The organism is Acerihabitans sp., assembly GCF_036398755.1.
Classification (GTDB): Bacteria; Pseudomonadota; Gammaproteobacteria; order Enterobacterales; family Enterobacteriaceae; genus Acerihabitans.
Genome location: NZ_DASWOM010000093.1, coordinates 44,657 through 68,671 on the forward strand (window position 1 = coordinate 44,657; position 24,015 = coordinate 68,671).

Here is a 24,015-nt window from a genome sequence, read left to right on the forward strand (position 1 = left end):
TAATGATATATAAGCATATTTTTGCCCAACAGGCTTTGTTGGCCACCGGCTGGCGGCAAAATGTCCTGATCGAATGGGATGAGAACGGCGTTATCCGCCGGGTGACGGCCGATGTTTCCAGCCCCGCCGTCGGCGAGACCGCCGGCTGTTTACTCCCCGGGATGCCCAACCTGCATTCCCATGCGTTCCAGCGCGGCTTCGCGGGGCTGACGGAGTATCGCCACGGCCGCCAGGACAGCTTCTGGAGCTGGCGTAACCTGATGTATGCCTTTGCCGCGCGTATTGCCCCCGAACAAATGGAGGCCATCGCCACCTGGCTGTACGCGGAGATGCTGGCGGCGGGTTATACCTCGGTGTGCGAGTTCCATTATGTCCATCATCAGCCCGACGGCGCGCCCTATGCGGATCCCGCGCTGATGTGCCGCAGCCTGCTCAATGCCGCCCGCAATACCGGCATCGGGCTGACGCTGTTGCCGGTCTGCTATCAGAACGGCGGCTTTGGCGGCCAGCCGGCGGCGGCGCTGCAACAACGGTTTATCCAGACGACGGCGCAGATGCTGGCCCTGTGGGAAATGCTGTTGCCGCTGTGCCAAAGGCAAGACGCCAGGCTTGGGATTGCGCCGCATTCGCTGCGGGCGGTCGACCCGGGCAATCTCGCCGCGCTGGTGGCGGGTGTCCGGAGCATGGACGCCGCCGCCCCGATCCATATCCATATCGCCGAGCAGGTAAAGGAAGTGGAGGACTGTGTGGCCTGGTCGGGACAACGCCCCGTGGCATGGCTGCTGGAACATGCTCCGGTTGACGCCCGTTGGTGCCTGATTCATGCCACGCATATGAACGAGCATGAATATCGGATGGCGGCCGCCACGGGCGCGGTAGTGGGTTTGTGCCCCACTACCGAGGGCAATCTGGGCGACGGGATTTTTGATTATCCGTTATGGCGCGGACACCAGGGGAGATGGGGCATTGGTTCCGACAGCAATTCCGTCGTCAGCGCCGCCGAGGAGTTGCAGACGCTGGAATACAGCCAGCGTTTTCATTTGCGGCAGCGAAATATCGGCGCCAGCGATGCTTTCCCGGAAGTGGCGACCGCGCTTTACCTGGACGCCGTCAGCGGCGGCGCGCAGGCCAGCGGCCGTGATGTGGCGGGTATTGCCGTCGGACAACGCGCCGACATGGTCGAGCTTGACTGTCGCCATCACGCCGTTGCGGGACTGCCGGTCGAAAAAGCCCTGTCGGGACATATCTTCGGCAGTTCGCGCACGTCGGCCATCCGGCGCGTATGGACCGGGGGAACGCTGCGGGTGGACGGCGCCCGCCATCTGCTGCGCGACCAGGCGCTGGCGGGATTTATCGACATGCGTAAACAGCTATTCAAGGCCGGGGCTTAACGGGTCAGCACAATTTTGCCGAACGGGCCGCGATCCAGATGATCCAAGGCTTCCGGTAGCTGATCGAACCTGTATTGCCGGTCGATCACCGGCTTGAGACCGATCGTATCCACGGCGCGCACCAGATCCTCCAACGCCCGGCGGTGGCCGACGCCAATACCCTGGATCACCGGTGATTTCAGCAGCAGCGGACCGCCGGGGCCGGAGATATCAACCCCGTCAAGCACGCCTATCACCGAAATAATGCCGTGTACCGCCACCGCCCTGATGGAGTTTGCCAGGTTGGAACCGCCCACGGTGTCGATAATATGGTCGATGCCGCGATCCCGGGTCAGCTTATACACCGATTCCACCCAATCGCCGTTCAGGCGGTTGATGCCGTAATCGGCGCCCAAGGCCTTGGCGCGGTCCAGCTTCTCGTCGCTGCCGGAGGTGACGTACACCGATGCGCCGTGCGCCTTGGCAATTTGCAAGGCCAATAGCGCCACGCCGCCGGTCCCCTGCACCAGTACCGAATCCCCGGCCCGCAAATGGCCGCGTTCCACCAAGGCGAACCAGGCGGTAAGACCCGCGCAGGGCAGGGTACTGGCCTGCGCGTCGTCCAGCGAGACCGGGGCGGCGGATACCCAGTCTTCATGCAGAATCACGTATTCCGCCAGCACGCCTTGCAGGGCGCCGCCCAGGGTGGTATAGGGCGGCGTACGGGCGTTACCTCCCGGCTTACCGTCGATCCAACCGGGCGTAAAGGTCGATATTACCCGATCGCCGGCCCTGAACCGGCGGGTTCCGGCGCCGGTGGCATCAATCACCCCGGCCATATCCGACGCCGGGGTAAAGGGCAGCGGCAGGTTGAGTCCCATGCCGGTCTCGATAACCAGCTTATCGCGGTAATTGAGGGCGACGGCGTTCACTTTTACCCGGACTTCACCCGGTCCCGGCTGCGGAATAACGCTCTCGGTCAGCTTTAGATTTTCGCGCCCGATGGCGCTCATGGTCCAGCGTTGCATGGTATCGGCCATTTTATGCTCCTGATGATTCACTGCGTATGTTCAGGATAGCGTTGATTTCAGGTCGTCAGTGGCGATAAGATTTCCCCTTATTGTTTCCAAAAAGGCGCCAAAGCATGACGGTTCGACTCAACGGCATTTCGGTGTTTGTCACCGCGGTCGAGGCGGGCAGTTTTGCCCTGGCCGCCACCCGCCTGCATCTCTCCCGTTCGGCGGTGGGCAAGACCATTGCCCGGCTTGAGCAGCGCCTTGGGGTACGCCTGTTCCTGCGTACCACCCGCAGCCAAAGCCTGACCGATGACGGCGCGTTATTTTATGAACGCTGCCAGCGGGCGCTGGAGGAAATCCATACCGCCGAAACCTTGCTGGAAACCGGGAAACAACAGGTCAGCGGCCGCTTACGGATATCGATGCCCGTGCTGTTCGGACGGTTATGCGTCGCGTCGCTGCTGACCGGGCTGACCCGGCAACATCCCGGCCTGGAGCTGGAACTGTCGTTTAGCGATCGCATCGTGGATTTAATCGAGGACGGGTACGATCTGGCCATCCGCAACGGCCCGTTACCCGACAGCGCCCGGCTGGTGGCGCGCCGTATCGGCGATCACCGCATGACCTACTGCGCCTCGCCAGAGTATCTGGCCCGCCGCGGCACGCCGCAAAGCCTAGCCGACCTGGCGGGTCATGACGCGGTGGCTTACCTGCGCGCCGGAACGTTGCAACATTGGCAGGTCACGCGGCCCGACGGGACGCTGGATGAATTCGTGCCGAAAACCCGTGTGCTGATGGATGATTTACAGGCGATCAGCGATGCGGCCGCGGCCGGCTTCGGTATTGCCTGGCTGCCCTGCTGGCTGGTGCGCGAACGGGTGCAGCGCGGCGAACTGCTTCAGGTGCTGACGGATTACACGGGTATTTTTTTCGGCGCTTATGCGGTATGGCCAAAGACGACCCACCTGCCGCTGAAGGTTCGGCTGGCGGTGGACCTGCTGGCGGATAAACTGGCGACCGGTATGAGTTTGGCGTGAGACGCGGGACGGAAGGCTTCGCTCAGCCTATTTTCCCGTAAGCGGAAAAAGCCCGGCCGATCGCCTCGATCACCACTCTTACCCGCCCCGAGGTCCAGACATCGGGGTTGACCACCAGCCAGATATCGGCGGCGTCGCCGCGCGACGGCATCACGTTAATCAGTTCCGGGCAGCATCTTTCCACGATCTCCCGCGCCATCATGCTGATGCCCATCCCTTGCCTGACCGCTTCCATCAACAGCAGCTGCGAGGCGGTTTCCATCACGATATTGCCGTTGGTCAGCGGCTCGCCACACAGCTCCCGCCAATATTGCGGCAGCACATCCCGGGGAAACATCACCAGATCATGCCCGGCAAAGGCGCTGCCGGCCACCGGCAGACCATGCCGGGCCACATAATCCGCCGAGGCGTACAACCCCATCCGCACGGTGGCCAGACGGCGTATGATTAAACTGCCGTCCGTCGGGCGCGCGCTGCGCACCGCCAGATCGGCTTCGCCGCGTTTGATATCCAGCAGCGCGGGCGCGGTGGAAAGCGTCACGCTGATATCGGGATGGGACCGGCGCAGCCCGCTCAGCGCAGGCAATAAAAAGCAACGCGCCAGCGATTCCGTTGAGGCGATATGCACCGTACCGGCGAGAGAGCTATCCAAACCTATGGTTTTGCGCCGCATCGCCGCCGCGGCGGCTTCCATCATTTCCGCTTCTGGCACCAATAATTCTCCCGCCGCCGTCAGGCTGTAGCCCTCGGGATGGCGGGTAAACAGGCTGGTCTTTAATTCCTGTTCCAATGCGCGCAGGCGACGGGCCACGGTGGCCTGGTCGACGCCGAGGCTGACCGCCGCCGCGCGTAAACTGCCGGTGCGGGCGATTGCCAATAAATAACGGGTATTATCCCAGTTCATCTTATCCCCGCGGCATTTGTGCCGCGCCTGGCCTTATTTCCGCTGCATTTTAACCCTGTGGCTTTCTTTTTACACTTGTCGCCTGCGGATAATCAAAAGGAAGGCGGAATGAGTGAAATCAGGCCGACAATGTGCGACGGCCCTGTTCCCGGCCAAAAAAGGCGATTTGGCGTATTGCTGGTGCTTTGCGCCGGCATGTTTATGGCGATACTGGATGTGAATGTAATGAATATCGCCATCGTCAGCATCCAGTCTGAATTCCGGACAACGGTCGCGGGCATGACCTGGGCGGTGGATGCCTATAACCTGACGCTCACCGGCCTGATGTTGACCGCCGGGGCGCTGGCCGATCGCCACGGCGCCCGCCGGATATGGATGCTGGGTTTGCTTTTGTTTACCGGCGCGTCATTGGGATGCGGCCTGAGCCGTTCAATAGCGCCGTTGATTGTGCTGCGTCTGGTCCAGGGCATGGGGGCGGCGTTATTCATACCCGCGTCGTTTGCGCTGATGCCGCTTATCTGGCCCGATAACGCCGCCAGGCAACGGGCTATCGGTATGTTCGGCGGTATCGTGTCCCTTGCCGCCGCGGCGGGACCGGTATTGGGCGGCTTCCTGGTCGGTTTTTTCAGCTGGCGCAGCGTTTTTTTGATCAATATCCCCATTGGCCTGTGCGGCCTGCTGGCGGCGTTTCGTTTGCTGCCCGCCGTGCCCGGCGGCCGCGGTCGCGGCTTTGACCCGGCGGGGCAATGTTTCGGTATCGCGACGCTTGCCGGCCTAAGTTACCTGCTGATAGAGCTGCCTGCCCTGGGCTGGACCAGCGGGGTATGCCAGCTTGCCGCAGCCGTTGCGCTGGCGGGCGCGGCGGGTTTTATGGCGGCGGAACGGCGCGCCGCCTCGCCGCTGATCCCGCGGGGGCTGTTTGCGCATAGCGCGTTTAACCTCGCCAATCTTACCGGCATGATGATTAATGTCTGCTATTTTGGCGGGATCTATGCGCTAAGCCTGTTTCTGCAGCAACAATTGCGCTTTTCCCCGTTGCGCACGGGGATGGCGCTGCTGCCGCTGGCGGTCTGCCTGATGGCCGGCAATCTGATCTCCGGCAGGCTGATGGCGCGTTGGGGGGTGAAAAAACAGATGATCATCGGGCTGGCGCTAAGCGCCTGCGGATATCTGGGCATGCTGTTTTTACGGGATCAAATCACCCTCTTGTTAATCGCCGCCATGGCGGTATGGGCCGGCGGCGCCGCTTTTGTGGTGCCGCCGATGACCGCCACCGTGCTGAACAGCGCGCCGCTATCCTTGGCGGCCACTGCCTCGGCGGTGCATACCGCGCTACGGCAGCTCGGGTCCCTGCTGGGCGTCGCGTTGGCCGGCCTGGCCTTTACGCTTATCGCCTCGCCGCTGCCGGCGCTGATGCTGGCTTCGGCGCTTATTCACCTCTTGCTGGCGCTGATAGTCTGGCAGGGGCTGTCGATAATTTGACGTTTACCCCTCGCGTCAATCAATCCTTTCCGCCATCGCCTCCACCCGGCTGATGGCCGCATACAGATCCGCCGCCGTGACCTTACCCGGCATATTCTCCATATCCGGCGCATGTATTGATGCCTGCACGATAGCGTCCAGTTCTTCAGCGGTTAATTGCGCTATCTCGCTTAATCGCAGCGGCACCGCGCAGTCTTGCGCCAGCGTCATGGCCTCGCGCAGTTCATCATCGGAGCGGTTTTCCAGCGCCAGCAGGCATAAATTACCGAACCCCACCAGCAGGCCATGGCCGAAATCATGGGTTTTAGGGCAGACGGTAAAGCCCTCGTAGATGGCGTGGGCGGCGGCGGCATGGGCGCCGTTGCTCATCAGCGACGTCAGGCCGGCGAACATAAAGATGGCGTCCAGCACCTGATCCAGCCCCGCATTGGCCCGGCCGTCGCGTACCGCCTGGCAGGCCGCCGGTCCATAGGTGGCGATCAGATCGTAACAAATCAGGCTGTTGGCCTGGGATGAGCGCTGAATGCCCACCAGTCGGCTCTGCTGAACGCTAATGGCGCGAAATTCATACCATTTTGCCAGCGTGTCGCCAAGTCCGGCAGCCAGCCAGCGCATCGGCGCGCGCGCCAGTAAATCGCTGTCGATAATCACCGCCGCCGGCGCCTGCGGTAGCGGATAAAGGTCCTGGAATTGGCCGTTATCAAAATAACGAATCGACAGCGGCGTGACCGCGGCGCAGGTAGCGGCGATAGTCGGGATGGCCACCACCGGCACATTGGCCGCCGCGCCCACCGCTTTACAGGTATCCAGCGCCTTGCCGCCGCCGGCGCCGATAATCAGATCGATATCCAGATCGGCCACCACTAACGCCAACCTGTCGATCTGCGTTTCACTGCATTCGCCGCCAAACCATTCACAGCCAACCAGCGTCACCGGGCCGGCGGCTAACTGCGCCTTAACGATATCGCTCACCGCCATCAGCGCCTGGCGGCCGCCAATCAGCAGCGCGCGCCGGCCAATCTTGGCGCAAACCTGTGCCAGGCGCGACAGGGTGGCGGGTCCGCGCAGGATCTGTGCCGGGAAAATAATGGTTTGTGCTTGCATGTGCCCTATCTCCGATGACGTATTGTTCTCTATAAAGGTCAATAGTTAACCCGGCACTATCCGCGCCCGGGATAAACAGTCTGGTTCAGATATCAACATGCTCCGGCCGGGGTTCTTGCCGGCGCTCAGATAAAATCATGACTTGGAATCAGCAGACTGGCCAGGGCGCCGGCATCCGGTTCATGCTCCAGGTTCATTCCCCTGGCCCATAGCGTCTGCGCTTGGGTAGCCGGCAACGCCTTTGCCGCCAGGGATAAAAATTTATCCCGCAGCTGCCGATCGCTGAGCGGATTGGCCGGGTTGCCGAGCGCGATTTCCACCCGCAGCGTCAAGCGATCGCCGTCGCGGGTTTGCAGGGTGATTTCCGGCTCGCCGTCCGCGCTCAGCGCGGGGTCCACCCGTAATTCAATGCGCGCCATCATGGCCAGCAGCCGGGGGTCCCGGCGCTGCGGCTCACCATAGGCGTCCAGGCCCGCATGGCCGAATACCAGGCGCGCCGCCACCGCATAGGGCAGGCTCATCTGCGCGGCCGCCAGCGTATGCAGATTGGCGTTGCCGCACATATCATTAAGAAACGGGCACAGCCGGACCTCGATTTTATCTATCTCCTGATGGCCGACGTTCAGCCGGTCGAGCAACAGGCCGGCGGCGTCAATGGCCGCATGGGTGCCGCGACAGGAGGCATAGGGTTTTATCGAGCAGCGCTCCAGTTTCCACACCCGCGCCAGTCCCTGGGTAAGCGCTGCGGGCGTTGCGCCGTCAGCCGCGAAGGTGGCCAGGAAACCGCCCCAGCGATCGTCGAATAGCGCCCCCGGCCCGGTGATACCCTGGCGCGCGCTGAGCGCCGCCAGTATCCCGCCTTCGGCGGCGCGGCCGGCGTGCAGTTTTTTACTTTGCGAGCCGTCGTGAATAAATCCCCACAATCCGCCGCTGAAGCTGCCGGCGATACCCAGCGCGGAGCTGGTCTGCGCGGCATTCAGCTCCAGCAGGCTGGCCGCCGCCGCCGCCGCGCCGAACACGCCGCAGGTGGCGGTCGAGTGCCAGCCGGCGCCGTTATGAGCGGAATAGCCGCCGCAGGCTTCCAATACCCGACGGGCAATGTCATACCCTATTACGGTGGCAAGGATGACCGCCTTGCCGCTAACCGGTTGCGGACAAAGCGGCAAAATCGCCAGCAGGGCGGGGATCACCACCGCGCCGGAATGGTCGCAGCCGCCGGTATCGTCAAGCTCCAGCGCATGGGCGGCCACCCCGTTGAGCATTGCCGCGTTGCGGGCCGAGGTCAACAGCGCCGCGCCCCACACCGCGGCTTGCGGCGCGGCGTTTTCGGCCGCCAGGAGGCGGGTCATCTCCTGCGCCACCTGGCTACCCGCGCCGGCAAGACCGGCCCCCAGGGTATCAAGAATATGCCGTTTGCAGCGTTCCACCAGCGCCGGCGGCAATTGGTCGTAGGGGGTACCGGTAATAAAATCCACCAGCGCCTGCTGGGGATTGAACCCGGCGGATGCGCCGGTGTGTTGGGACAATAGGGTGTCAGGCATGAGGCATTCCGTCCGGGTTATTTCCTGTGATGGCGCTGTTGCCGGGTTGCGGCGCCCCGCAGTGGCGCCGCCACACTTCGGCGGGATGCGCGTAATCGTTATCGGGCTGGGTGCTCCGCCACCAGTCGGCAATCTCGCCGGCGGTGGCGACCCACACGTCGGGATGAGCGCAAATATAATCAAGCAGTTCGGCCAGCACGCCGATGCGTCCGGCGGTGCCTATCACCTCAGGGTGCAAACGCAGCACATAACACAGGCCGAACCGATAAAACCCGTCGAAATCCATTTTCATATTGCCCAGGGTCTGGCTATAGGACGCGATGCGCGACTGCGCCGGCGGCACCGCCGGGCTGAGGTTAAAGGCAAAATAGGGTTCGTCCTCCAGCTCGTAATGCAGCGGCAATTCCACCAGTCGGGACGCTGAGGCCGTTTTCGCCGGTACTTGCGACGCAATGAAAAAAGGCAGATCGTCGCCGCGCCAGGAGGAGGTCCAGCCTATGCCTTCGCTTACCAGGGCATCGGGCAGGCCGGCGGCCCAATTGCCCGCCGGCAGGCGAAACCCCCGCGGCGCGCTGCCGGTAATATTGGCGATGACGGCGTTGCCGCGCCGTACGCTTTCAACCTGCTGCGCAAGCGTCAGGGCATCAAACGACTCAAAACGATAGCCGCGCCCGGCGAGTTCGTGTCCGCCGTGGCGGATCTGCCTTATCCGCTCGGGATGTTCCTGCGCCACCACCCCCGGCACGCACCAACTCGCGGGAACATTTTTTGCCGCCAGCAACGCCAGTAATCGATCGATGCCGCGCAGGGTGCCGTAGCGCCATACCGAAAGCGTTTTTTCCCGGCCGGCCACCGCCGGCACCTGGCTCAGAATGCCGTGGATATCATTGAAATCCACCGTCACAGCCACCGCGCAGCGCTTGCCGCGCGGCCAGCGGCCCGGGAATAAGCCCGTATCAATTTTCATCGCCATGTTCCTCAAGCCACCAGCGCGCCACATCGCGGCAGCGGGCGAACCATACGTCGTCGCGCCGGCGCAGATGATCAAAAAATTGGTCGAGCAGCATAATACGGCCCGGCTTACCGGAAATCTTTGGATGGAACAGCGTGGTCAGGCTCAGTCCCTCATTCATCGCGCCGTCGAATTCGCGACACCAGTTATCCAGCGTCAGCGCATATCCCGCGGTGCGATCCAGGCCCGAAGGAAAATTGGGCTCCCGGGTATAGGCCAGGGAAGCATAATCGTCCATCTCCCAGCGGCCGGGAATCTCCACCAGAGGCCGCGGCTGTCCCGGCACCCTTATCAGGTAAGGCCGGTCATCGCCGCGCATACTGCTGGAGTAGGTCACGCCCGCGTCCAGCAGCATCGCCGGTGTTTCCTGATGCCAGTCGCCCGACGGCGTGCGAAACCCCTCGGCGCGAACGCCCAGGACCTGATGGAAAATATGCCGGGATTTATCCATCACCCAGCGCTGCTGTTGCGGACTCAGGGCATAAAACGATTCGTGCCGGTAGCCGTGATAGGCCACCTCGTGGCCCTGTTCCACGATGGCGCGGCACTGCATGGGCCAGTTTTCCACCACCCAGGCCGGCACAAAAAACGTGGCGGGCAACCGGTGGGCCTTAAGCAGATCGAGGATCCGCCCCAGCGCGCGGAAAGGGCCGTAGCCGCCAAAGGTGAAGTAATCCGCTTTTTGCCAGATGCTGCCGTTTAGCATGGCGTCGCCGGTAGGGCCGTCGACATCGAACGCCAGCGCCATACAGCCCGTTTTACCCTCGGGCCAGCGGGTTGAATTTAAAGACATGATTGCGCGTTTCCCCTGCCGGCGGGCCGCGTGGACGCAAGCCGCCCACAGGCTGATAAACCCGCGCGGTTATTTGCCGCTGTTAATGGTGACGTCGGTCACCGCGCCGTCCTGCATGCCCCATTTGGTCAGGATTTTCAGATAGGTACCGTCGGCTATCATCGCGGTCAGGGCCGACTTCACGCCGTCGATAAGCGCGGTATCGTCCTTGGCGATGCCCATGCCGGTTACCTGGTAGGCAAACGCCTTGCCCAGCGGTTTATAGGTGTCTTTTTCCAGGTTCATGATGTAAGGCAGGGTTTCGCTGCCCTGCACCACGCCGTCAATGCGTCCCTGGCGCAGCTGGGTACGGGCATCGGCGGTGCCTTCGGCGCCCACCACCACGATGGCCGGTTTACCGGCGGCCTCGCAGTTGGCCTGGCTCCAGGCGGCAATTTCCGCCGGGAAAGTGGTGCGGCGGCTGGTGCCGACCTTTTTGCCGCACAGATCCAGCATCTGGTTTATTTCGCTGTGGGCGACGGTGGTATAGAACTGCGGCCCGCTGTGGTAATAATCCACGAAGGTGGCGATGGGCTGGCGGGCTTTGGTATCGGTCATGCCGGAGAGGATCATGTCGATGCGTTTGGTGGCCACCGCGTTGACCATCTGTTCAAAGCCGATTTCCTGCCAGTTGATTTTACGGTTCAGGCGTTTGCCGATTTCCATGCCCAGATCGTAATCCATGCCGGTCAGTTCGCCGGTGGCCGGATCCTTGAATTCCAGCGGCGGATAGTTAGGCATCATCGCCACTTTGATTTCATCTTTTTGCGTCAGTTCCGCAGCCATGGCCGCCGTGAAGCCGGCCGCCATGGCCAGCAACGCGCCGGCGGTTAACAATGACAACAGCGTTTTTTTCATGGTCAGGCTCTCATTTTGTAATAATGTTTATATCAGGACGGCAGAGATAAAATTCTGGGTCCGCGGATTCTGGGGATGGAGCAAAACGTCTTCTGGATTACCACTCTCGATGATGCCGCCTTCATCCATAAAGACCACGCGGTTGGCGACTTCCCGGGCAAAACCCAGCTCATGGGTAACCACCATCATCGTCATTCCCTCGGCGGCGAGGCCGCGCATCACCGCCAGCACCTCGCCCACCATCTCCGGGTCCAGCGCGGAGGTGGGTTCGTCAAACAGCATCAGTTTGGGTTTCATGGCCAGCGCGCGGGCAATCGCCACCCGCTGCTGCTGCCCGCCGGACAATTCCAGCGGATAGGCGTCGCGCTTATGGGCCAGCCCCACCCTGTCCAGCAACGCCATGGCTTCCTCGCGGGCTTCTTTAACAGGGCGCAGCAGCACCTGGGTCGGCCCCTCGATGATATTTTCCAGGGCGGTTTTATCCGGAAACAGGTTAAAACGCTGAAATACCATGCCGGTCTTCAGCCGCTGGCGGGCGACCTGACGGTCGTTGAGCGGATAGAGCTTTTTACCCACGATGCGATAGCCCACCAGCTCGTCATCCACCCAGATACCGCCGCTGTCGATGCGTTCCAATTGGTTAATACAGCGCAAAAAGGTGCTTTTCCCCGAACCGGAAGGGCCGATAACGCACATCACTTCACCGTGGTCCACCGACAGGTTAATGTTCTTCAGCGCCTGGAAGTCATCGAAATACTTATTCACATTGACGGCGTTAATAATGTTTTTCATCTGCTCCCCCCTTAGCGGTCGCGGCGCCGGGTACCACGGCCAAAATGGCGCTCCAACTGAATCTGGCCAAGCGATAGCAGCGTTACCGCCACCAAATACCAAATGCCGGCGACAAACAGCAGCTCCATGACCCGGGCGTTGGCGAAATAAATGGTTTGCGCGTTATACAGCAGCTCGGAATACTGGATCATGCTGGCCAGGCTGGTGGTTTTTACCATGCTGATAAATTCATTGCCGATGGGGGGAATAATCACCCGCATCGCCTGGGGCAAAATAATGCGTCGCAGGGCGTGCAGACGGGTCATGCCGATGGTTTTGGCGGCCTCATACTGTCCCTGGTCCACCGACAGCAGGCCTGCGCGCACCACCTCCGAGGTATAGGCGCCCTGGTTGATGCTAAGACCGAGCAGCGCCGCCGTGAACGGCGTCATGATATCCACGGTGTTAAAGCTGAACAGGCCGGTAATGCCCATGACCGGAAAAATCAGCGCCAGGTTGAACCACAGCAATAACTGCAATATCAATGGAGTGCCGCGGAAAATCCAGGTATAGCCGATGGCCACGGCGCGCAGCACCGGGTTTTGCGACATGCGCATGACCGCGATGATGACGCCGAAGATCACCCCCAGCAGCATCGCCAGTACCGACATCACTATGGTATTGCCCAAACCAAACAGAATGGCTTTGGCGGTCAGGAACTGCGCGACGAAGCGCCACTCGATTTTGCCGTGGGCGAAAGCGTTGACCAGCAGCGCCAGCAGCGCCAGGATAATCACCGAAGAAAAAATCCGGCCATAATAGCGCTGCGGCACGTGCTGATATTCGCTGAAATCGATCTTGGCGGACGGTTCGCCGCCCGGATAGCGCTGTTCGGACATAAGCCACACCCGCCGGTTATTCAACAGAGGTTAACGTCAGGCCGGTATAACCGGTCGCCCAGGCGGCCTGGGCCGCCAGTTTTACCCGCAGCCGGGCGATTTGTTCGGCCACCCTGGCCGGCGCGGTCCCGCCCCAGGCGCAGCGCGCGTTGATCGCCGACTCCAGTGTCAGGCACTGGCGCACTTCGGCGGTCAGGCGGCCGTCCACCCCGGCCAGCTGGTCGTCGCTGAGCTGGTGCAGCGCCAACTGATGCCGCTCGCACAGCTGCACCAGCCGGCCGGTGATGTCATGGGCTTCTTTAAACGGCACGCCGCGGCGTGACAGCCAGTCAGCCACCTCGGTTGCCAGGGTAAAACCCTGCGGCGCCTGTTGCAGCAGACGTTCCTTATCGATGACCATGGTCTCGATCATGCCGGCCATGGCGGGCAACACCAGCAGTAACTGTTCGACGCTGTCCATGGCGTTGCGTTTGTCTTCAATCAGATCGCGGTTGTAGGACAGCGGCAGGCTTTTCATGGTGGCCAGCATCGCCGTCACGTTGCCGATTAACCGCCCGCTTTTGCCGCGCGTCAGCTCGGCGATATCGGGATTTTTTTTCTGCGGCATGATGGAACTGCCGGTGGCGTAGGCGTCATCCAGCGCCACCCAGCGGAACTGGCGCGAGGCCCACAGGCAGATTTCTTCGCTAAGCCTTGAGAGGTTGACGCCGAGCATGCCGCCGGCAAACAGAAATTCCGCCACATGATCCCGGCTGGCCACCGCGTCGATGGAGTTTTCACACGCACCGTCGTAACCCATATCCCGCGCCGACAGCTCGGGATGCATGGCAATCGCCGAGCCGGCCATGGCGGCGGCGCCCAGCGGCGACAGCGCGCAGCGTTTATCCCAATCCTGCAAGCGCTCGACATCGCGGGCGAAAGACTGGGCATGGGCCATGAGCTGGTGGCCGAATACGATGGGCTGGGCCTGCTGCAGATGGGTAAAGCCGGGAGCGATGCTGCCGATATGCTGTTCCGCCTGTTTCACCAGCGCCGTTTGCACATCCAGCAGGTCGCGGACGATTTTGCGGACGTTGTCGCGCAGGTAAAGCCGCAAATCGTTGGCGGTCTGGTCATTGCGCGAACGGCCGGCGCGCAGCTTGCCGCCCAGTTCGCCCAGCCGCTCGGTCAGCATGCGTTCAATAAAGGTATGCACATCCTCATCATCGGCGCTGGGCTGGATACGTCCTAGTCGATGGTCCTCGGCCAATTGCGCGATGGCCGCCACCATCAGGGCGGTTTCCCGCGCGTCGAGCAGACCGGCGCGCTGGAGTTCGTAGGCATGGGCGCGGCAGCCTTCCAGGTCGTAGGCGGTGAGGGCAAAATAGGCGTCGGGACTGCGCGACAGCGCGCTAAGCGCGGCGGCGGGCCCGCTTTTAAACCGCGCCCCCCACAGACGTTCCACCGGATGTGACATGGCATGCTCCTTTCATGGCATGGATGTTGCAATCTTTCGATTCCCTGGTAGATGGCCAGGACGGGAAGGATTATCAACATCCGCCGATAATGGCGAAATAAGATAAATAAGGCGGTTAAATTGATAATGGAGAACGAGGGCGTGGGGGTAAATAGTTATTATGGAAAGTCCACTTTCCAAATTTGGAAACACGTCACCGGTCAAGAGTGATATTAATCAGCAGAATATTGGCGTTGCGGATTTAAAGCTTTTGCGGGTGTTCAAAACGGTAGTTGAGGCCGGAGGGTTTACCGCGGCTTGCAATGAATTGAATATCGGCCTGGCGGCGATAAGTAAACAGATATCCGATCTTGAGATCCGTTTCGGCATGAAACTCTGTACCCGTGGGCGCGAGGGTTTTTATCTGACCGAGCATGGCAAGGTGGCTTATCTGGCGTGCCTTGATTTGTTTTCATCGATAAATCAGTTTCGCGACACCTTAAATCATGCCCGCCATGAAATATTCGGCGAATTAAATATCGGCATTATCGATAATACCATCACCGACGCGCAATCGCCGGTGGTCGGGGCGCTAAGCGAGATACACCGCCAGGCGCCCAAGGTCAGCGTACGCCTCCATGCCACACAGCTCGAGGAAATCGAGCGCGGCGTTATCGACGGGCGTTTCACCTGTGGAATAATACCCGTCTATCAGGAAAAACCCGATTTTGATTATTTCTTTTTATATAATGAAATAGCGCATCTCTGCTGCTCCAGTCAGCACGAGCTTTTTTCCATTGCGCCCGAAGCCTTAACCAACGAGCGTATTGCCGGCGCCAGCCTGATCAGGCATTTTTACACCAATCATGGCCATCAAAATCCCGCACTGCAATTTTCCCCTTCAAACGCCGTGGCGGTACAGGTCGAAGCGGTTACCATGCTTATCCTCACCGGTAATTATGTCGGATTTCTGCCCGCGCATTATATCAGCCGTTATGTGCATGAAGGAAAAATAAAAGCGCTCAAGCCGGAAAGTATCCACGTGACCACGCCGTTTAATCTGGTGGTTAAACGAGGCGCGGCGTTAAATTCCGTGGTGAAATTATTCCGTGACGCGCTTAAGAATACCGCCGTCGTCCCGGCGGATCATTCCGGGGCAAAATAGCGCGCCCGTCCCATGGCGTTGCACCACCCCGGGGCAGCCCATCCCCGGTCCCACCGCCGGCGAGCAGCCCTGCTTGCGACCAATGCTTACAGAATCCTCCCGTTAATATTACAACCGTTAAATTTATTTACACATGTAAAGCTAATGAGTAGTATTCTCATTATCTTTTTTTGTTCACATCGTGACATCCAATAAAACAGTCTGGGCAAAAGCCGTGGCGAACCGGGAACAGTTCATTTAACTGACTGAATCGATGTGATAATAACAATCTTATGGAGAACGATAATGCAGTCAGTGCCAGGGGTAATAAAAACCGCCAATGGGCGCAGGGAAAATCCATCGGGCGGTGTATTTGCCTTATCCCTTATCGCCGTCTTGGTGACCTCATCTTTCAATCTGGCGCTGGCCGCGCCGCCCGCCGGCAAAAAATCGTCTGACGAAACCATGGTGGTCGATGCCCAGGCAAACGGCGAAGCCGGCACCGACCGGCAGGATTATAGTGTGCCGGTCACCAGGGCCGGGACAAAAATGCTCTTGGTGCCGCGTGATATCCCCCAGTCCGTCAGCATCATCAGCAAGCAGCGCATGCAGGATCAGGACCTGCAAACCGTAGGCGAAGCCCTGACCAATACCACGGGTATTAACGCCAATAACATTGACTCCGATCGTTCGACATACTATTCCCGCGGGTTTTTCATCAACAATTTTCTTTATGATGATATTCCCACCACCCTCAGCGATGTCTGGAACTTCGGCGACTCGGGTTCGGATACCGCCATTTACGATCGTATCGAGGTGGTGCGCGGCGCAACGGGGCTGTTGACCGGCTCGGGCAATCCCTCCGCCGCCGTCAATATGGTGCGTAAACACGCCGATAGCCGTGAATTCCAGGGCACTGTTTCAGGCACTTACGGTACCTGGGACAAGCAGCGCATGGTGGCGGACCTGTCCGCGCCGCTAACGGACTCCGGCAATGTGCGTGGGCGCGTTATTGCCGGTTACCAGGATAATGATACCTGGCTCGATCGCTATCATAACCGCAAAAAGTTTATTTATGGCGTAATCGACGCCGATCTGACCGAGTCCACGACCTTATCCCTGGGATACGACTATCAGGAAAGCGACACGTCGAACCCCACCTGGGGCGGGTTGCCGACCTGGTACAGCGACGGCAGCCGCACTCACTTCGACCGCAGCTTCAATCCGGCGCCTGACTGGAGCTACTCCAATCATGAGTCGAAAAAAGTGTTTGCCGATTTAACCCAGCGCTTTGATAACGGCTGGCAACTGCGGGTAAACGGCACCCATGCCGAAACCGATTTCGATTCCAAGCTGATGTATGCCGACGGTTTCCCGGATAAGGACACCGGCCAGGGCATTTCCGCCTACGGCGGCTGGAACAAGGGCAAACGCAAGCTGGATTCCGTCGATACCTATGCCACGGGCCCCTTTGAGCTGCTGGGCCGGCAGCATGAACTGGTGGCCGGCGCCAGCTACAGCAAACAGAACAATCATTTTTTCAATTCCCAGGCCACCATCACCGAGTCCGATATCGGCAATTATAACAACTGGAACGGCCATATCGCCGACGCGGACTGGAGCCCATGGGTTGATTATTCCAACGACACCATCCGGCAAAAATCGGTCTATACCGCGGCCCGTTTTTCCCTTGCCGATCCGCTGCACCTGATTGTCGGCGCGCGCTACACCGACTGGCGCGCCAACGGATCGACCGCCACCAGTGATAAAAACGATGTCACGCCTTACGCCGGCCTGATTTATGATATCAACGATACCTGGTCCGCTTACGCCAGCTATACCTCTATCTTCCAGCCGCAAACGGCACGGGATATCAATAAAAACTATCTCGATCCCACCACCGGGAAAAACTATGAGGCCGGCCTGAAGGGCGACTGGTACAACAGCCGCCTGACCGCGTCTGTCGCGGTGTTCCGCATCGAGCAGGACAATGTGGCGCAAGATGAAGGCACCTATATCCCCGGCACCACCGAGACCGCTTACCGCGCCGTTAACGGCACCGTCAGCAAAGGGGTTGAGTTCGAGCTTAACGGCGCGGTGACCGATAATTTGCAGGTGACCTTCGGCGGCGCCCGCTATATTGCCGCGGATAAAGACGACAATGCGATTAACTCCTTCCTGCCACGCACTTCGCTGAAACTCTTTACCCGTTACCAACTGCCGATACTGCCCGATCTGGCGGTCGGCGGCGGCGTAAACTGGCAAAACCATACCTGGCAAGACGCCTACGGCCCGCAGGGCACGATGCGCGCCGATCAGGGCAGCTACGCGCTGGTCAGCCTGTTCAGCCGCTACCAGATCACCCGCCAGCTTTCGGTGCAGGGCAATATCAACAACCTGTTTGATAAAGAGTACTACGACTACCTCGGCCCTTACGCGGTCTATGGCGCGCCGCGCAATATGTCGGTGACCGTGGGCTACACGTTCTGATAATAAACAGGGCGGGAGATATCCCGCCTTGTCCTCTGGCATCCATACCCGGTAACCCGCGGTTTTAACAGCGGCGTTAAATCGTCCCTCCTTTGAAAATCTGATAGCCCAAATCAATGGAATAATTGACATCTTCATGGCGGATTTTTTTCAGCACCATTTCCGCCGCGCATTTTCCCATGCCGATGCGGGGGGTAATGACGCTGGCCAGACGGGGGGTAATGGCCCGGCCGATATCCAGCCCATGAAAACCGGCGATGGCGATATCCCCGGGAACGGGAATATTTTGCCGCAAACATTCCAATAGCGCGCCCACGGCGATGTCGTCATTGGTGCAAAACAGGCCGTCCAGATCGGGAAAGCGTTTTAACGCCTGGTTAAATATATCGGCGCCAAGGGAAAACGAGGATATTTCATTAGCGGTCAGCATTAACGGGTTCAGATGGTAGGACTTCATCGCCCGGGCATACCCCTGGTAGCGCTGGCGGTCGCGCAAATCGTCGCGCGCGCCAAGATAAACAACCCGGCGTTTGCCGCTGGCCAACACCGTCGACATCATATCAAACGCCGCCTCCTGATTATCATAACCCACCTGGATATCCATAAACTCCTCACGGGTATCCATCACTTCAACAATGGGGATTTTGGCGGCCAGCAGGCTTTTGATGCTGCGCAGGGTATGTTCTTTTTCCATCAGGATAATGCCGTCGATGCTGTAGGACAGCAGGTTGACAATCTGCTGTTCTTCCGTCTCCTTGCTGTAATTATAATTGGCGATTAAGGTCTGGTAATTATTCACCGAGGTCACGGACTCGATGCCGGCCAGCACGTCGGAAAATACCTGATTATTAAACGACGGCACCAGGATGCCGATGGAATGGCTGATGGAATTCAGCATCATTTCCGGCGCCCGGTTTGGAATATAATTGAGTTCTTCGATGATGCCGGCAATTTTGGCCCCGGTGGCCTTGGCGACTTTTTCAGGCGTGCGCAGATAACGGCTGACCGTGGTTTTGGTGACACCGGCAAACGTAGCGATGTCCTGCATGCTGACCCGGTATTTTTTCATTCCTTCCTCTCTGAGATCCCGGTCCGGCAGGCATGGCCGGCAGCCCGGGGAAATCCTTTTGCGCGTACGCTAAGCAATCCGTCACACTGGACGCGCCTGGAGCATCTCCCCGGCCTGGCTTTTTGTTTCCTGTGCGTCGCTTAATGGATGATCATATTAAGCAATAGTACACCGGCCAATCCGATAAACGAGATCAGTGTTTCCATGACCGTCCAGGTTTTTAATGTTTCAGCCACGCTGAGGTTAAAATAGCCTTTAAACAGCCAAAAGCCCGGATCGTTAACATGGGACGCGATAACGCTGCCCGCCCCGGTCGCCAGCACCATCAGCGCCGGATCGGCATGGGTAACGGCGATAATCGGCAACACAATGCCCGAAGTGGTGATCGCCGCCACGGTGGCCGAACCCAGCGCGATGCGCAACAACGCCGCGACGCACCAGCACATGATAAGCGGCGACATGGACGTGCCACGCATGATGTTGGCGATAAAATCACCGACGCCGCTGTCCACCAGGACCTGTTTAAACGCGCCGCCGCCGGCGATAATAAAGATGATCATGGCGATGGCGGCAATGGAGTCGCCCAAGATATCCATCACCTGGCCGATTTGGCGTCCGCTGCGCAGGCCGAGGGTGAAAATGCCCAATACAATGGCGGCGAACAGCGCCACGGCGGGATTACCGATAAATTCCAGCAACAGCCGCAGCGCATCGTCTTTCGGCAGGGTCATGTCGGCTACCGCGGCCAATGCCATCAAGATCACCGGGATAATGGCCACGGTTACGCTGACCACAAAACCGGGCATTTCCTGTTCGGTGAAAATTCGCGGGTTAAATAAACCCGCCGGCGGTTCTTTTTCAAATTTTTTCAGCAGCTTGGAAAAAAGCGGCCCGGCGATGATCACGGTGGGGATAGCGATAATCAGACCATAAATCAGCGTGGTGCCCAGATTGGCGTTAAAAATAATGGCGATAGCGGTAGGGCCGGGATGCGGCGGTAAAAAGCAATGGGTCACCGACAGGGCGGCCACCATCGGAATGCCCACATAGAGCAAAGGCAGCCCGGAAGCGGCCACTATGGTAAACACCAACGGCAGCAACAGAACAAAACCCACTTCATAGAACATTGCCAGGCCCACCACCAGCCCGGTTATCACCAGCGCCCATTGGATGCGCTGTTTGCCAAAAAATTGTATCAAGGTTGTGGCGATGCGCTGGGCGGCGCCGGTATCGGAGATAAGCCTTCCGAGCATGGCGCCGAAACCCAGGATCATCGCCAATCCGCCCAGGGTACCGCCGATGCCATTTTGAATTGAGTGCATGACCGCCAGCGGTGTCATGCCCTCGGCAATACCCACCACCGCCGCCACAAACACCAGGGCGATAAAACCATTCACTTTAAATTTGATCATTAATATCAGGAGTAACATGACTCCCAATGCAATAATTATAATCGGCATATACAATCCCCATGCTAATGACGAAGAGTCGCCCGCGGGCGGCCCCGTCATTTATTTTTATTTGTTATATTTATATTTATTTTCAGACTGCGGCCAACATTCCGCCGTCAACAAATATCAGGTGGCCGTTGACAAAATCAGAGGCTTTAGCCGCCAGGAATACCGCCGCGCCGATAAGTTCCTGCGGGTCTCCCCAGCGGGCCGCCGGGGTACGTTTGGTTAGCCAGGCGGTAAATTCCTGATTATCCACCAGGGCCTTGGTCATCTCGGTATCAAAATAGCCGGGGGCGATGCCATTCACCTGGATATTATAACGGGCCAGTTCCACACACATGCCCTTGGTCAGCATTTTAACCGCGCCCTTCGACGCCGCATAAGGGGTAATGGTGTCGCGGCCCAGTTCGCTTTGCATCGAGCAAATATTGATGATTTTTCCCTGGTTACGCGTAATCATATTGCGGGCGACGGCTTGTGATACCAAAAAAACCGCCGTTTGATTTACCGCGATAATATCATTCCAATCCTTTTCCGGGAACTCGGTAAAAGGATGGCGGCGCTGAATGCCGGCGTTATTGATCAAAATATCAATAGGCCCGATATCGGATTCAATCTGCGCTATTGCGCTATTGACCGCCTGGCTTTGCGTCACATCAAACGCGGCGGAGTAAGCGATATATCCTTTGTCTCTTAATTGCTGCGCCGCTTTTTCCGCGCGCTCGACGGTAATATCATTGACGATGATTTCCGCGCCTGATTGCGCCAGGCCATTGGCCAATAGAAACCCAATGCCCTGGGCGGAGCCGGTAATCAGCGCTTTTTTATTTTTCAGTGAAAAGATATCGTTCATAATAAATTCCTATTTTTAAAATCCATGGCTTTTTCAAAGCAACTACCACATGTTCAAAACACCAACTGCACCTTTGACGCCAAAGACTTGTCGGCCGCGAAATTAAGCGCCTGTTCAAGCTCGGCCTGCGGATATTCACCGGATAACAACGGCAGCGGATCGACGGTGCCGTTGCCCAGCCAGGTGACGGCGGTATTGAATTCGCTGGTAAAACGGAAGCTCCCCACCAGCTTGATCTCCTTGGCAATCACCATCATCATCGGGAACTCCGGCGTAACCCCGCCCATGCCGACCTGGACCAAGGTGCCCCTGGCCCGGGTTAATTCGAGACAGCGGGTAATGGACTGGGGATGGCCCGAGGCTTCAAAAGAGATATCGAAATAGCCTTTTTCATCGGCGTAGGCGGCGAAATCACCGTTGGCCGCATGCAGGGTTTTGCCGGCGCCCATCCGGGTGGCGATATCCAGGCAACGCTGGCTCATGTCGGCGCAGACGATTTCCCGCGCGCCCGACGCCTTGGCGGCCGCCACCAGCAAACTGCCGATAGGCCCGACGCCGGAAACGAACACCGTTTTGCCCTTCACGTCCCCGGCTTGATGCACCGCGTGAATGGCCACCGCCAAGGGTTCGGCAAAGGCCATGACACGCTCATCGAGCGTATTATCAAATGGAATGCACTGGTCGGTGTCCACTACTTTAAATTGAGTAAATCCACCGTCCACGTGCGGAAAATACATGGCGCTGCCAAAAAAACGCATATTAATGCATTGGTTTTCCTCACCGGACAGACAATATTTACACTGCTTGCAGGGTTTGCTGGGGTTGATTGCCACGCTCTGGTCAACCTTAAGCCCCGGCGCATCGCTTTTTACCACATGGCCGATAACTTCATGGCCCAAGATCATGGGCTGGCGTACTTTAAAATTGCCGACCGCACCTTCCTGATAATAATGCAGATCGGAACCGCAAATGCCGCCGCGCGATATTTTAACCAAGGTTCCCTGGCCGGAATATTCAACATTCTGCGCCACAACGGCAACGGATTTTTTCCCGGTAACCACACAAGACTGGGTATCAATGTTCATTTTATTTCCTTAACGGTAATGTCGTTGAGGTGCAGTTAATCGGCAATGGATGTGCAAAACTGTGATGAATGTCACTTAAAAATGATGTAACGAAAATGATGTAACGCATAACGTGATTGACTTAATAAAAAGCAACTTCAGTCCAGGGAGAAAAGGAAATAAAGTAAAAAAACGGCAGGGTAGGCTGTTGCCAAAACAGAGGTTAATTACGTGGTCAGGGCGTTTTATCCCGATAATTAATATCGTAGTTGAGGGTGCGGCTCTTATAAAAAGGCAATATATAAGCACGGCCGATCCAGATATCCGTTAATGCCTGTGGTGAATTTATGCATCATCAGCCATAACGGTGCTATCGTTTTTATCGTACAACGGGTATGACGCGCTATATTCCGATGAATAATAAGTTATATTCCGATGTGTAATATTTTATTAATTCAGCTTGTCCTGTATTATTTGGGTGTATTTTTATGTTTTCCATTAGACGGCGCGGATAATGAGCCAAACACAAAATTTGAGGGAAAACGGCGCCCGAGGCGATATCAGTAATGCTGGCGATATTTTCCGAGGTCATGGCAAGGATGCAGCGTGAACCCAGCGGATACTATGGTTCCAGTATAGAGGGGGGCGTCGCCGGTTTAATGGACCGCGCACGCGTTGCGAGGGATAAATTCAGGGCTGTTACAGCCTGCGGCCTGTGGGGGGAAACGCCATTATTCCAAGTTTCCGGACAATGCATTGAGGATAAATCTGGCCCGATCCGCTACGTTGATTTTCGGTATTTCCACAATGTCATAATTCAACGCCGGGTAAGCCGTTACCAGCAGGTCGTATTCAGCCAAAGCGGTAGCGAAAGAATGCCGCCGTTCGGGATCTTCGGCATAAATTTCGCGCCAGGGTGGGGTTAAAAAAACCTGTCGATAATAACGGTGGGCAATGCCATAGCGCGTTAAATAAGGTTTCCCTGTTATGTGCTCAAGGTTGGCCGCCGCGTCCACCACCCCCCGATCGAAAAATATCCATTCGTTTGCGGTGTTGGCCTTGGCCCAATCGGTGACGGCCAATTGAATAACGTTGCGTAAAAACGCCGCCATATTAATCCAGGGTAATGCCTGGCCGCCTCGTTTCATCTCTTCGCTCACCACGCGCCGGCCGGGTTCTTCTATTACGGTATAGCCGAGCCGCTTTAACTCAGCGAGTATTGTGGACTTGCCGCCGCCGGAACAGCCAGAAATAACAACGTAGCGATTCATTTTTTCCAATTCCTCGATATGATTTCCATCCTAGAATTTATTTGCAGTTTTTACATTGCGTTACCCTGGGGCGAAGCCTCCCCGGTTGCTGTCAGTAAGGTTGGTTTCGTATTAGCGTTCAGGTTACCCATGCCGCCGGCGGAGGGAGAATCTGTCCTACACTTCAAACAGCTTCACTGAACCCCTTGTTCAATCTGATTCGTTAAGTTATCGGCATCCTGTCAATACCTTAGGTTGTTGGAGCGAAAATGGAACCTGGCGATGGTGGAAAAATTACCGGGCCCGAAAGCCCGGCCAGCAACATTAGCCTACCAATGCAACCTGTAAGTGCTCAAGAGATACAAATATGAATGAAGCAGTATGGTGGCAGAATGATTCTCAATGGCTCCGTAACGATTCCCAACTATAG

20 protein-coding genes are annotated in these 24,015 nt (G+C 58.1%); 5 read left to right on the plus strand and 15 right to left on the minus strand.

The window, feature by feature from the left end:
• The first annotated feature begins 2 nt into the window (after nt 1–2).
• Entirely contained in the window at nt 3–1,391 is a 1,389-nt protein-coding gene (locus VGC33_RS16080; RefSeq protein WP_331121778.1) for a formimidoylglutamate deiminase, read from the plus strand.
• Here the strand turns inward: VGC33_RS16080 and VGC33_RS16085 are convergent.
• Nucleotides 1,388–2,410 carry a zinc-dependent alcohol dehydrogenase family protein gene (locus VGC33_RS16085; protein WP_331121779.1) on the minus strand — a complete coding sequence of 341 codons (1,023 nt, stop codon included), beginning with the start codon at nt 2,408–2,410 and terminating at the stop codon, nt 1,388–1,390. The genes VGC33_RS16080 and VGC33_RS16085 overlap by 4 nt on opposite strands.
• A 104-nt stretch (nt 2,411–2,514) precedes the next feature.
• Between VGC33_RS16085 and VGC33_RS16090 the strand changes: the two genes are divergently transcribed.
• Nucleotides 2,515–3,423, plus strand: coding sequence for a LysR family transcriptional regulator (locus tag VGC33_RS16090; RefSeq protein WP_331121780.1), 909 nt, complete (start codon nt 2,515–2,517; stop codon nt 3,421–3,423).
• 22 nt (nt 3,424–3,445) lie between these two features.
• On the opposite strand, the gene VGC33_RS16095 is transcribed toward VGC33_RS16090, so the two are convergent.
• Complete coding sequence (locus VGC33_RS16095) at nt 3,446–4,327, minus strand: LysR family transcriptional regulator (protein ID WP_331121781.1); 882 nt, start codon at nt 4,325–4,327, stop codon at nt 3,446–3,448.
• Nucleotides 4,328–4,435: 108 nt separating this feature from the next.
• Between VGC33_RS16095 and VGC33_RS16100 the strand changes: the two genes are divergently transcribed.
• Complete coding sequence (locus tag VGC33_RS16100) at nt 4,436–5,809, plus strand: MFS transporter (RefSeq protein WP_331121782.1); 1,374 nt, start codon at nt 4,436–4,438, stop codon at nt 5,807–5,809.
• A 15-nt stretch (nt 5,810–5,824) separates the two neighbouring features.
• On the opposite strand, the gene VGC33_RS16105 is transcribed toward VGC33_RS16100, so the two are convergent.
• From VGC33_RS16105 to argH, 8 genes are all read right to left on the minus strand, one after another.
• Nucleotides 5,825–6,913 carry an iron-containing alcohol dehydrogenase family protein gene (locus VGC33_RS16105; protein ID WP_331121783.1) on the minus strand — a complete coding sequence of 363 codons (1,089 nt, stop codon included), beginning with the start codon at nt 6,911–6,913 and terminating at the stop codon, nt 5,825–5,827.
• Between the two features lie 125 nt (nt 6,914–7,038).
• A complete protein-coding gene (locus VGC33_RS16110) occupies nt 7,039–8,454 on the minus strand; it encodes an MmgE/PrpD family protein (RefSeq protein WP_331121784.1) in 1,416 nt (471 codons plus the stop codon).
• Nucleotides 8,447–9,421 (minus strand): polysaccharide deacetylase family protein, encoded by a 975-nt coding sequence (locus tag VGC33_RS16115; RefSeq protein WP_331121785.1) that lies wholly within the window; start codon nt 9,419–9,421, stop codon nt 8,447–8,449. The genes VGC33_RS16110 and VGC33_RS16115 overlap by 8 nt, the downstream gene beginning before the upstream one ends.
• Complete coding sequence (locus VGC33_RS16120) at nt 9,411–10,259, minus strand: polysaccharide deacetylase family protein (RefSeq protein ID WP_331121786.1); 849 nt, start codon at nt 10,257–10,259, stop codon at nt 9,411–9,413. The genes VGC33_RS16115 and VGC33_RS16120 overlap by 11 nt, the downstream gene beginning before the upstream one ends.
• A gap of 69 nt (nt 10,260–10,328) precedes the next feature.
• Nucleotides 10,329–11,156, minus strand: coding sequence for an ABC transporter substrate-binding protein (locus VGC33_RS16125; protein ID WP_331121787.1), 828 nt, complete (start codon nt 11,154–11,156; stop codon nt 10,329–10,331).
• A gap of 27 nt (nt 11,157–11,183) precedes the next feature.
• Nucleotides 11,184–11,948 (minus strand): amino acid ABC transporter ATP-binding protein, encoded by a 765-nt coding sequence (locus VGC33_RS16130; protein ID WP_331121788.1) that lies wholly within the window; start codon nt 11,946–11,948, stop codon nt 11,184–11,186.
• An 11-nt stretch (nt 11,949–11,959) separates the two neighbouring features.
• Nucleotides 11,960–12,826 carry an amino acid ABC transporter permease gene (locus VGC33_RS16135; protein WP_331121789.1) on the minus strand — a complete coding sequence of 289 codons (867 nt, stop codon included), beginning with the start codon at nt 12,824–12,826 and terminating at the stop codon, nt 11,960–11,962.
• A gap of 16 nt (nt 12,827–12,842) precedes the next feature.
• On the minus strand, nt 12,843–14,282 hold the full coding sequence (gene argH, locus VGC33_RS16140; RefSeq protein WP_331121790.1) for an argininosuccinate lyase: 1,440 nt from the start codon (nt 14,280–14,282) through the stop codon (nt 12,843–12,845).
• Nucleotides 14,283–14,442: 160 nt separating this feature from the next.
• On the opposite strand from argH, the gene VGC33_RS16145 reads away from it, so the two are divergent.
• Together VGC33_RS16145 and fhuE are read left to right on the plus strand one after the other, a co-directional pair.
• Nucleotides 14,443–15,426 (plus strand): LysR family transcriptional regulator, encoded by a 984-nt coding sequence (locus VGC33_RS16145; protein ID WP_331121791.1) that lies wholly within the window; start codon nt 14,443–14,445, stop codon nt 15,424–15,426.
• Between the two features lie 285 nt (nt 15,427–15,711).
• Complete coding sequence (gene fhuE / locus VGC33_RS16150; RefSeq protein ID WP_331121792.1) at nt 15,712–17,895, plus strand: ferric-rhodotorulic acid/ferric-coprogen receptor FhuE; 2,184 nt, start codon at nt 15,712–15,714, stop codon at nt 17,893–17,895.
• 76 nt (nt 17,896–17,971) lie between these two features.
• On the opposite strand, the gene idnR is transcribed toward fhuE, so the two are convergent.
• The 5 genes from idnR to VGC33_RS16175 all read right to left on the minus strand — a co-directional run bounded on the left by idnR (nt 17,972) and on the right by VGC33_RS16175 (nt 23,606).
• Entirely contained in the window at nt 17,972–18,964 is a 993-nt protein-coding gene (gene idnR, locus VGC33_RS16155; protein WP_331121793.1) for a DNA-binding transcriptional regulator IdnR, read from the minus strand.
• 140 nt (nt 18,965–19,104) lie between these two features.
• Nucleotides 19,105–20,424 (minus strand): gluconate:H+ symporter, encoded by a 1,320-nt coding sequence (locus VGC33_RS16160; RefSeq protein WP_331121794.1) that lies wholly within the window; start codon nt 20,422–20,424, stop codon nt 19,105–19,107.
• Between the two features lie 82 nt (nt 20,425–20,506).
• Nucleotides 20,507–21,271: a gluconate 5-dehydrogenase gene (gene idnO / locus VGC33_RS16165; protein ID WP_331121795.1), complete on the minus strand. Its 765-nt coding sequence runs from the start codon at nt 21,269–21,271 to the stop codon at nt 20,507–20,509.
• Between the two features lie 53 nt (nt 21,272–21,324).
• Nucleotides 21,325–22,356 (minus strand): L-idonate 5-dehydrogenase, encoded by a 1,032-nt coding sequence (gene idnD, locus VGC33_RS16170; protein WP_331121796.1) that lies wholly within the window; start codon nt 22,354–22,356, stop codon nt 21,325–21,327.
• A gap of 710 nt (nt 22,357–23,066) precedes the next feature.
• Nucleotides 23,067–23,606, minus strand: coding sequence for an AAA family ATPase (locus VGC33_RS16175; RefSeq protein WP_331121799.1), 540 nt, complete (start codon nt 23,604–23,606; stop codon nt 23,067–23,069).
• Nucleotides 23,607–24,015 lie beyond the last annotated feature (409 nt).

Bases quoted from the DNA above. Each gene is read 5' to 3' on its own strand.
- VGC33_RS16085 (WP_331121779.1), bottom strand. From the start codon at position 2,410: ATGGCCGATACCATGCAACGCTGGACCATGAGCGCCATCGGGCGCGAA.
- VGC33_RS16145 (WP_331121791.1), top strand. From the start codon at position 14,443: ATGGAAAGTCCACTTTCCAAATTTGGAAACACGTCACCGGTCAAGAGT.
- VGC33_RS16135 (WP_331121789.1), bottom strand. From the start codon at position 12,826: ATGTCCGAACAGCGCTATCCGGGCGGCGAACCGTCCGCCAAGATCGAT.
- idnD (WP_331121796.1), bottom strand. From the start codon at position 22,356: ATGAACATTGATACCCAGTCTTGTGTGGTTACCGGGAAAAAATCCGTT.
- VGC33_RS16110 (WP_331121784.1), bottom strand. From the start codon at position 8,454: ATGCCTGACACCCTATTGTCCCAACACACCGGCGCATCCGCCGGGTTC.
- VGC33_RS16130 (WP_331121788.1), bottom strand. From the start codon at position 11,948: ATGAAAAACATTATTAACGCCGTCAATGTGAATAAGTATTTCGATGAC.
- VGC33_RS16175 (WP_331121799.1), bottom strand. From the start codon at position 23,606: ATGAATCGCTACGTTGTTATTTCTGGCTGTTCCGGCGGCGGCAAGTCC.
- argH (WP_331121790.1), bottom strand. From the start codon at position 14,282: ATGTCACATCCGGTGGAACGTCTGTGGGGGGCGCGGTTTAAAAGCGGG.
- VGC33_RS16160 (WP_331121794.1), bottom strand. From the start codon at position 20,424: ATGCCGATTATAATTATTGCATTGGGAGTCATGTTACTCCTGATATTA.
- VGC33_RS16120 (WP_331121786.1), bottom strand. From the start codon at position 10,259: ATGTCTTTAAATTCAACCCGCTGGCCCGAGGGTAAAACGGGCTGTATG.
- idnR (WP_331121793.1), bottom strand. From the start codon at position 18,964: ATGAAAAAATACCGGGTCAGCATGCAGGACATCGCTACGTTTGCCGGT.
- VGC33_RS16100 (WP_331121782.1), top strand. From the start codon at position 4,436: ATGAGTGAAATCAGGCCGACAATGTGCGACGGCCCTGTTCCCGGCCAA.
- VGC33_RS16090 (WP_331121780.1), top strand. From the start codon at position 2,515: ATGACGGTTCGACTCAACGGCATTTCGGTGTTTGTCACCGCGGTCGAG.
- VGC33_RS16115 (WP_331121785.1), bottom strand. From the start codon at position 9,421: ATGAAAATTGATACGGGCTTATTCCCGGGCCGCTGGCCGCGCGGCAAG.
- fhuE (WP_331121792.1), top strand. From the start codon at position 15,712: ATGCAGTCAGTGCCAGGGGTAATAAAAACCGCCAATGGGCGCAGGGAA.
- VGC33_RS16105 (WP_331121783.1), bottom strand. From the start codon at position 6,913: ATGCAAGCACAAACCATTATTTTCCCGGCACAGATCCTGCGCGGACCC.
- VGC33_RS16080 (WP_331121778.1), top strand. From the start codon at position 3: ATGATATATAAGCATATTTTTGCCCAACAGGCTTTGTTGGCCACCGGC.
- VGC33_RS16125 (WP_331121787.1), bottom strand. From the start codon at position 11,156: ATGAAAAAAACGCTGTTGTCATTGTTAACCGCCGGCGCGTTGCTGGCC.
- VGC33_RS16095 (WP_331121781.1), bottom strand. From the start codon at position 4,327: ATGAACTGGGATAATACCCGTTATTTATTGGCAATCGCCCGCACCGGC.
- idnO (WP_331121795.1), bottom strand. From the start codon at position 21,271: ATGAACGATATCTTTTCACTGAAAAATAAAAAAGCGCTGATTACCGGC.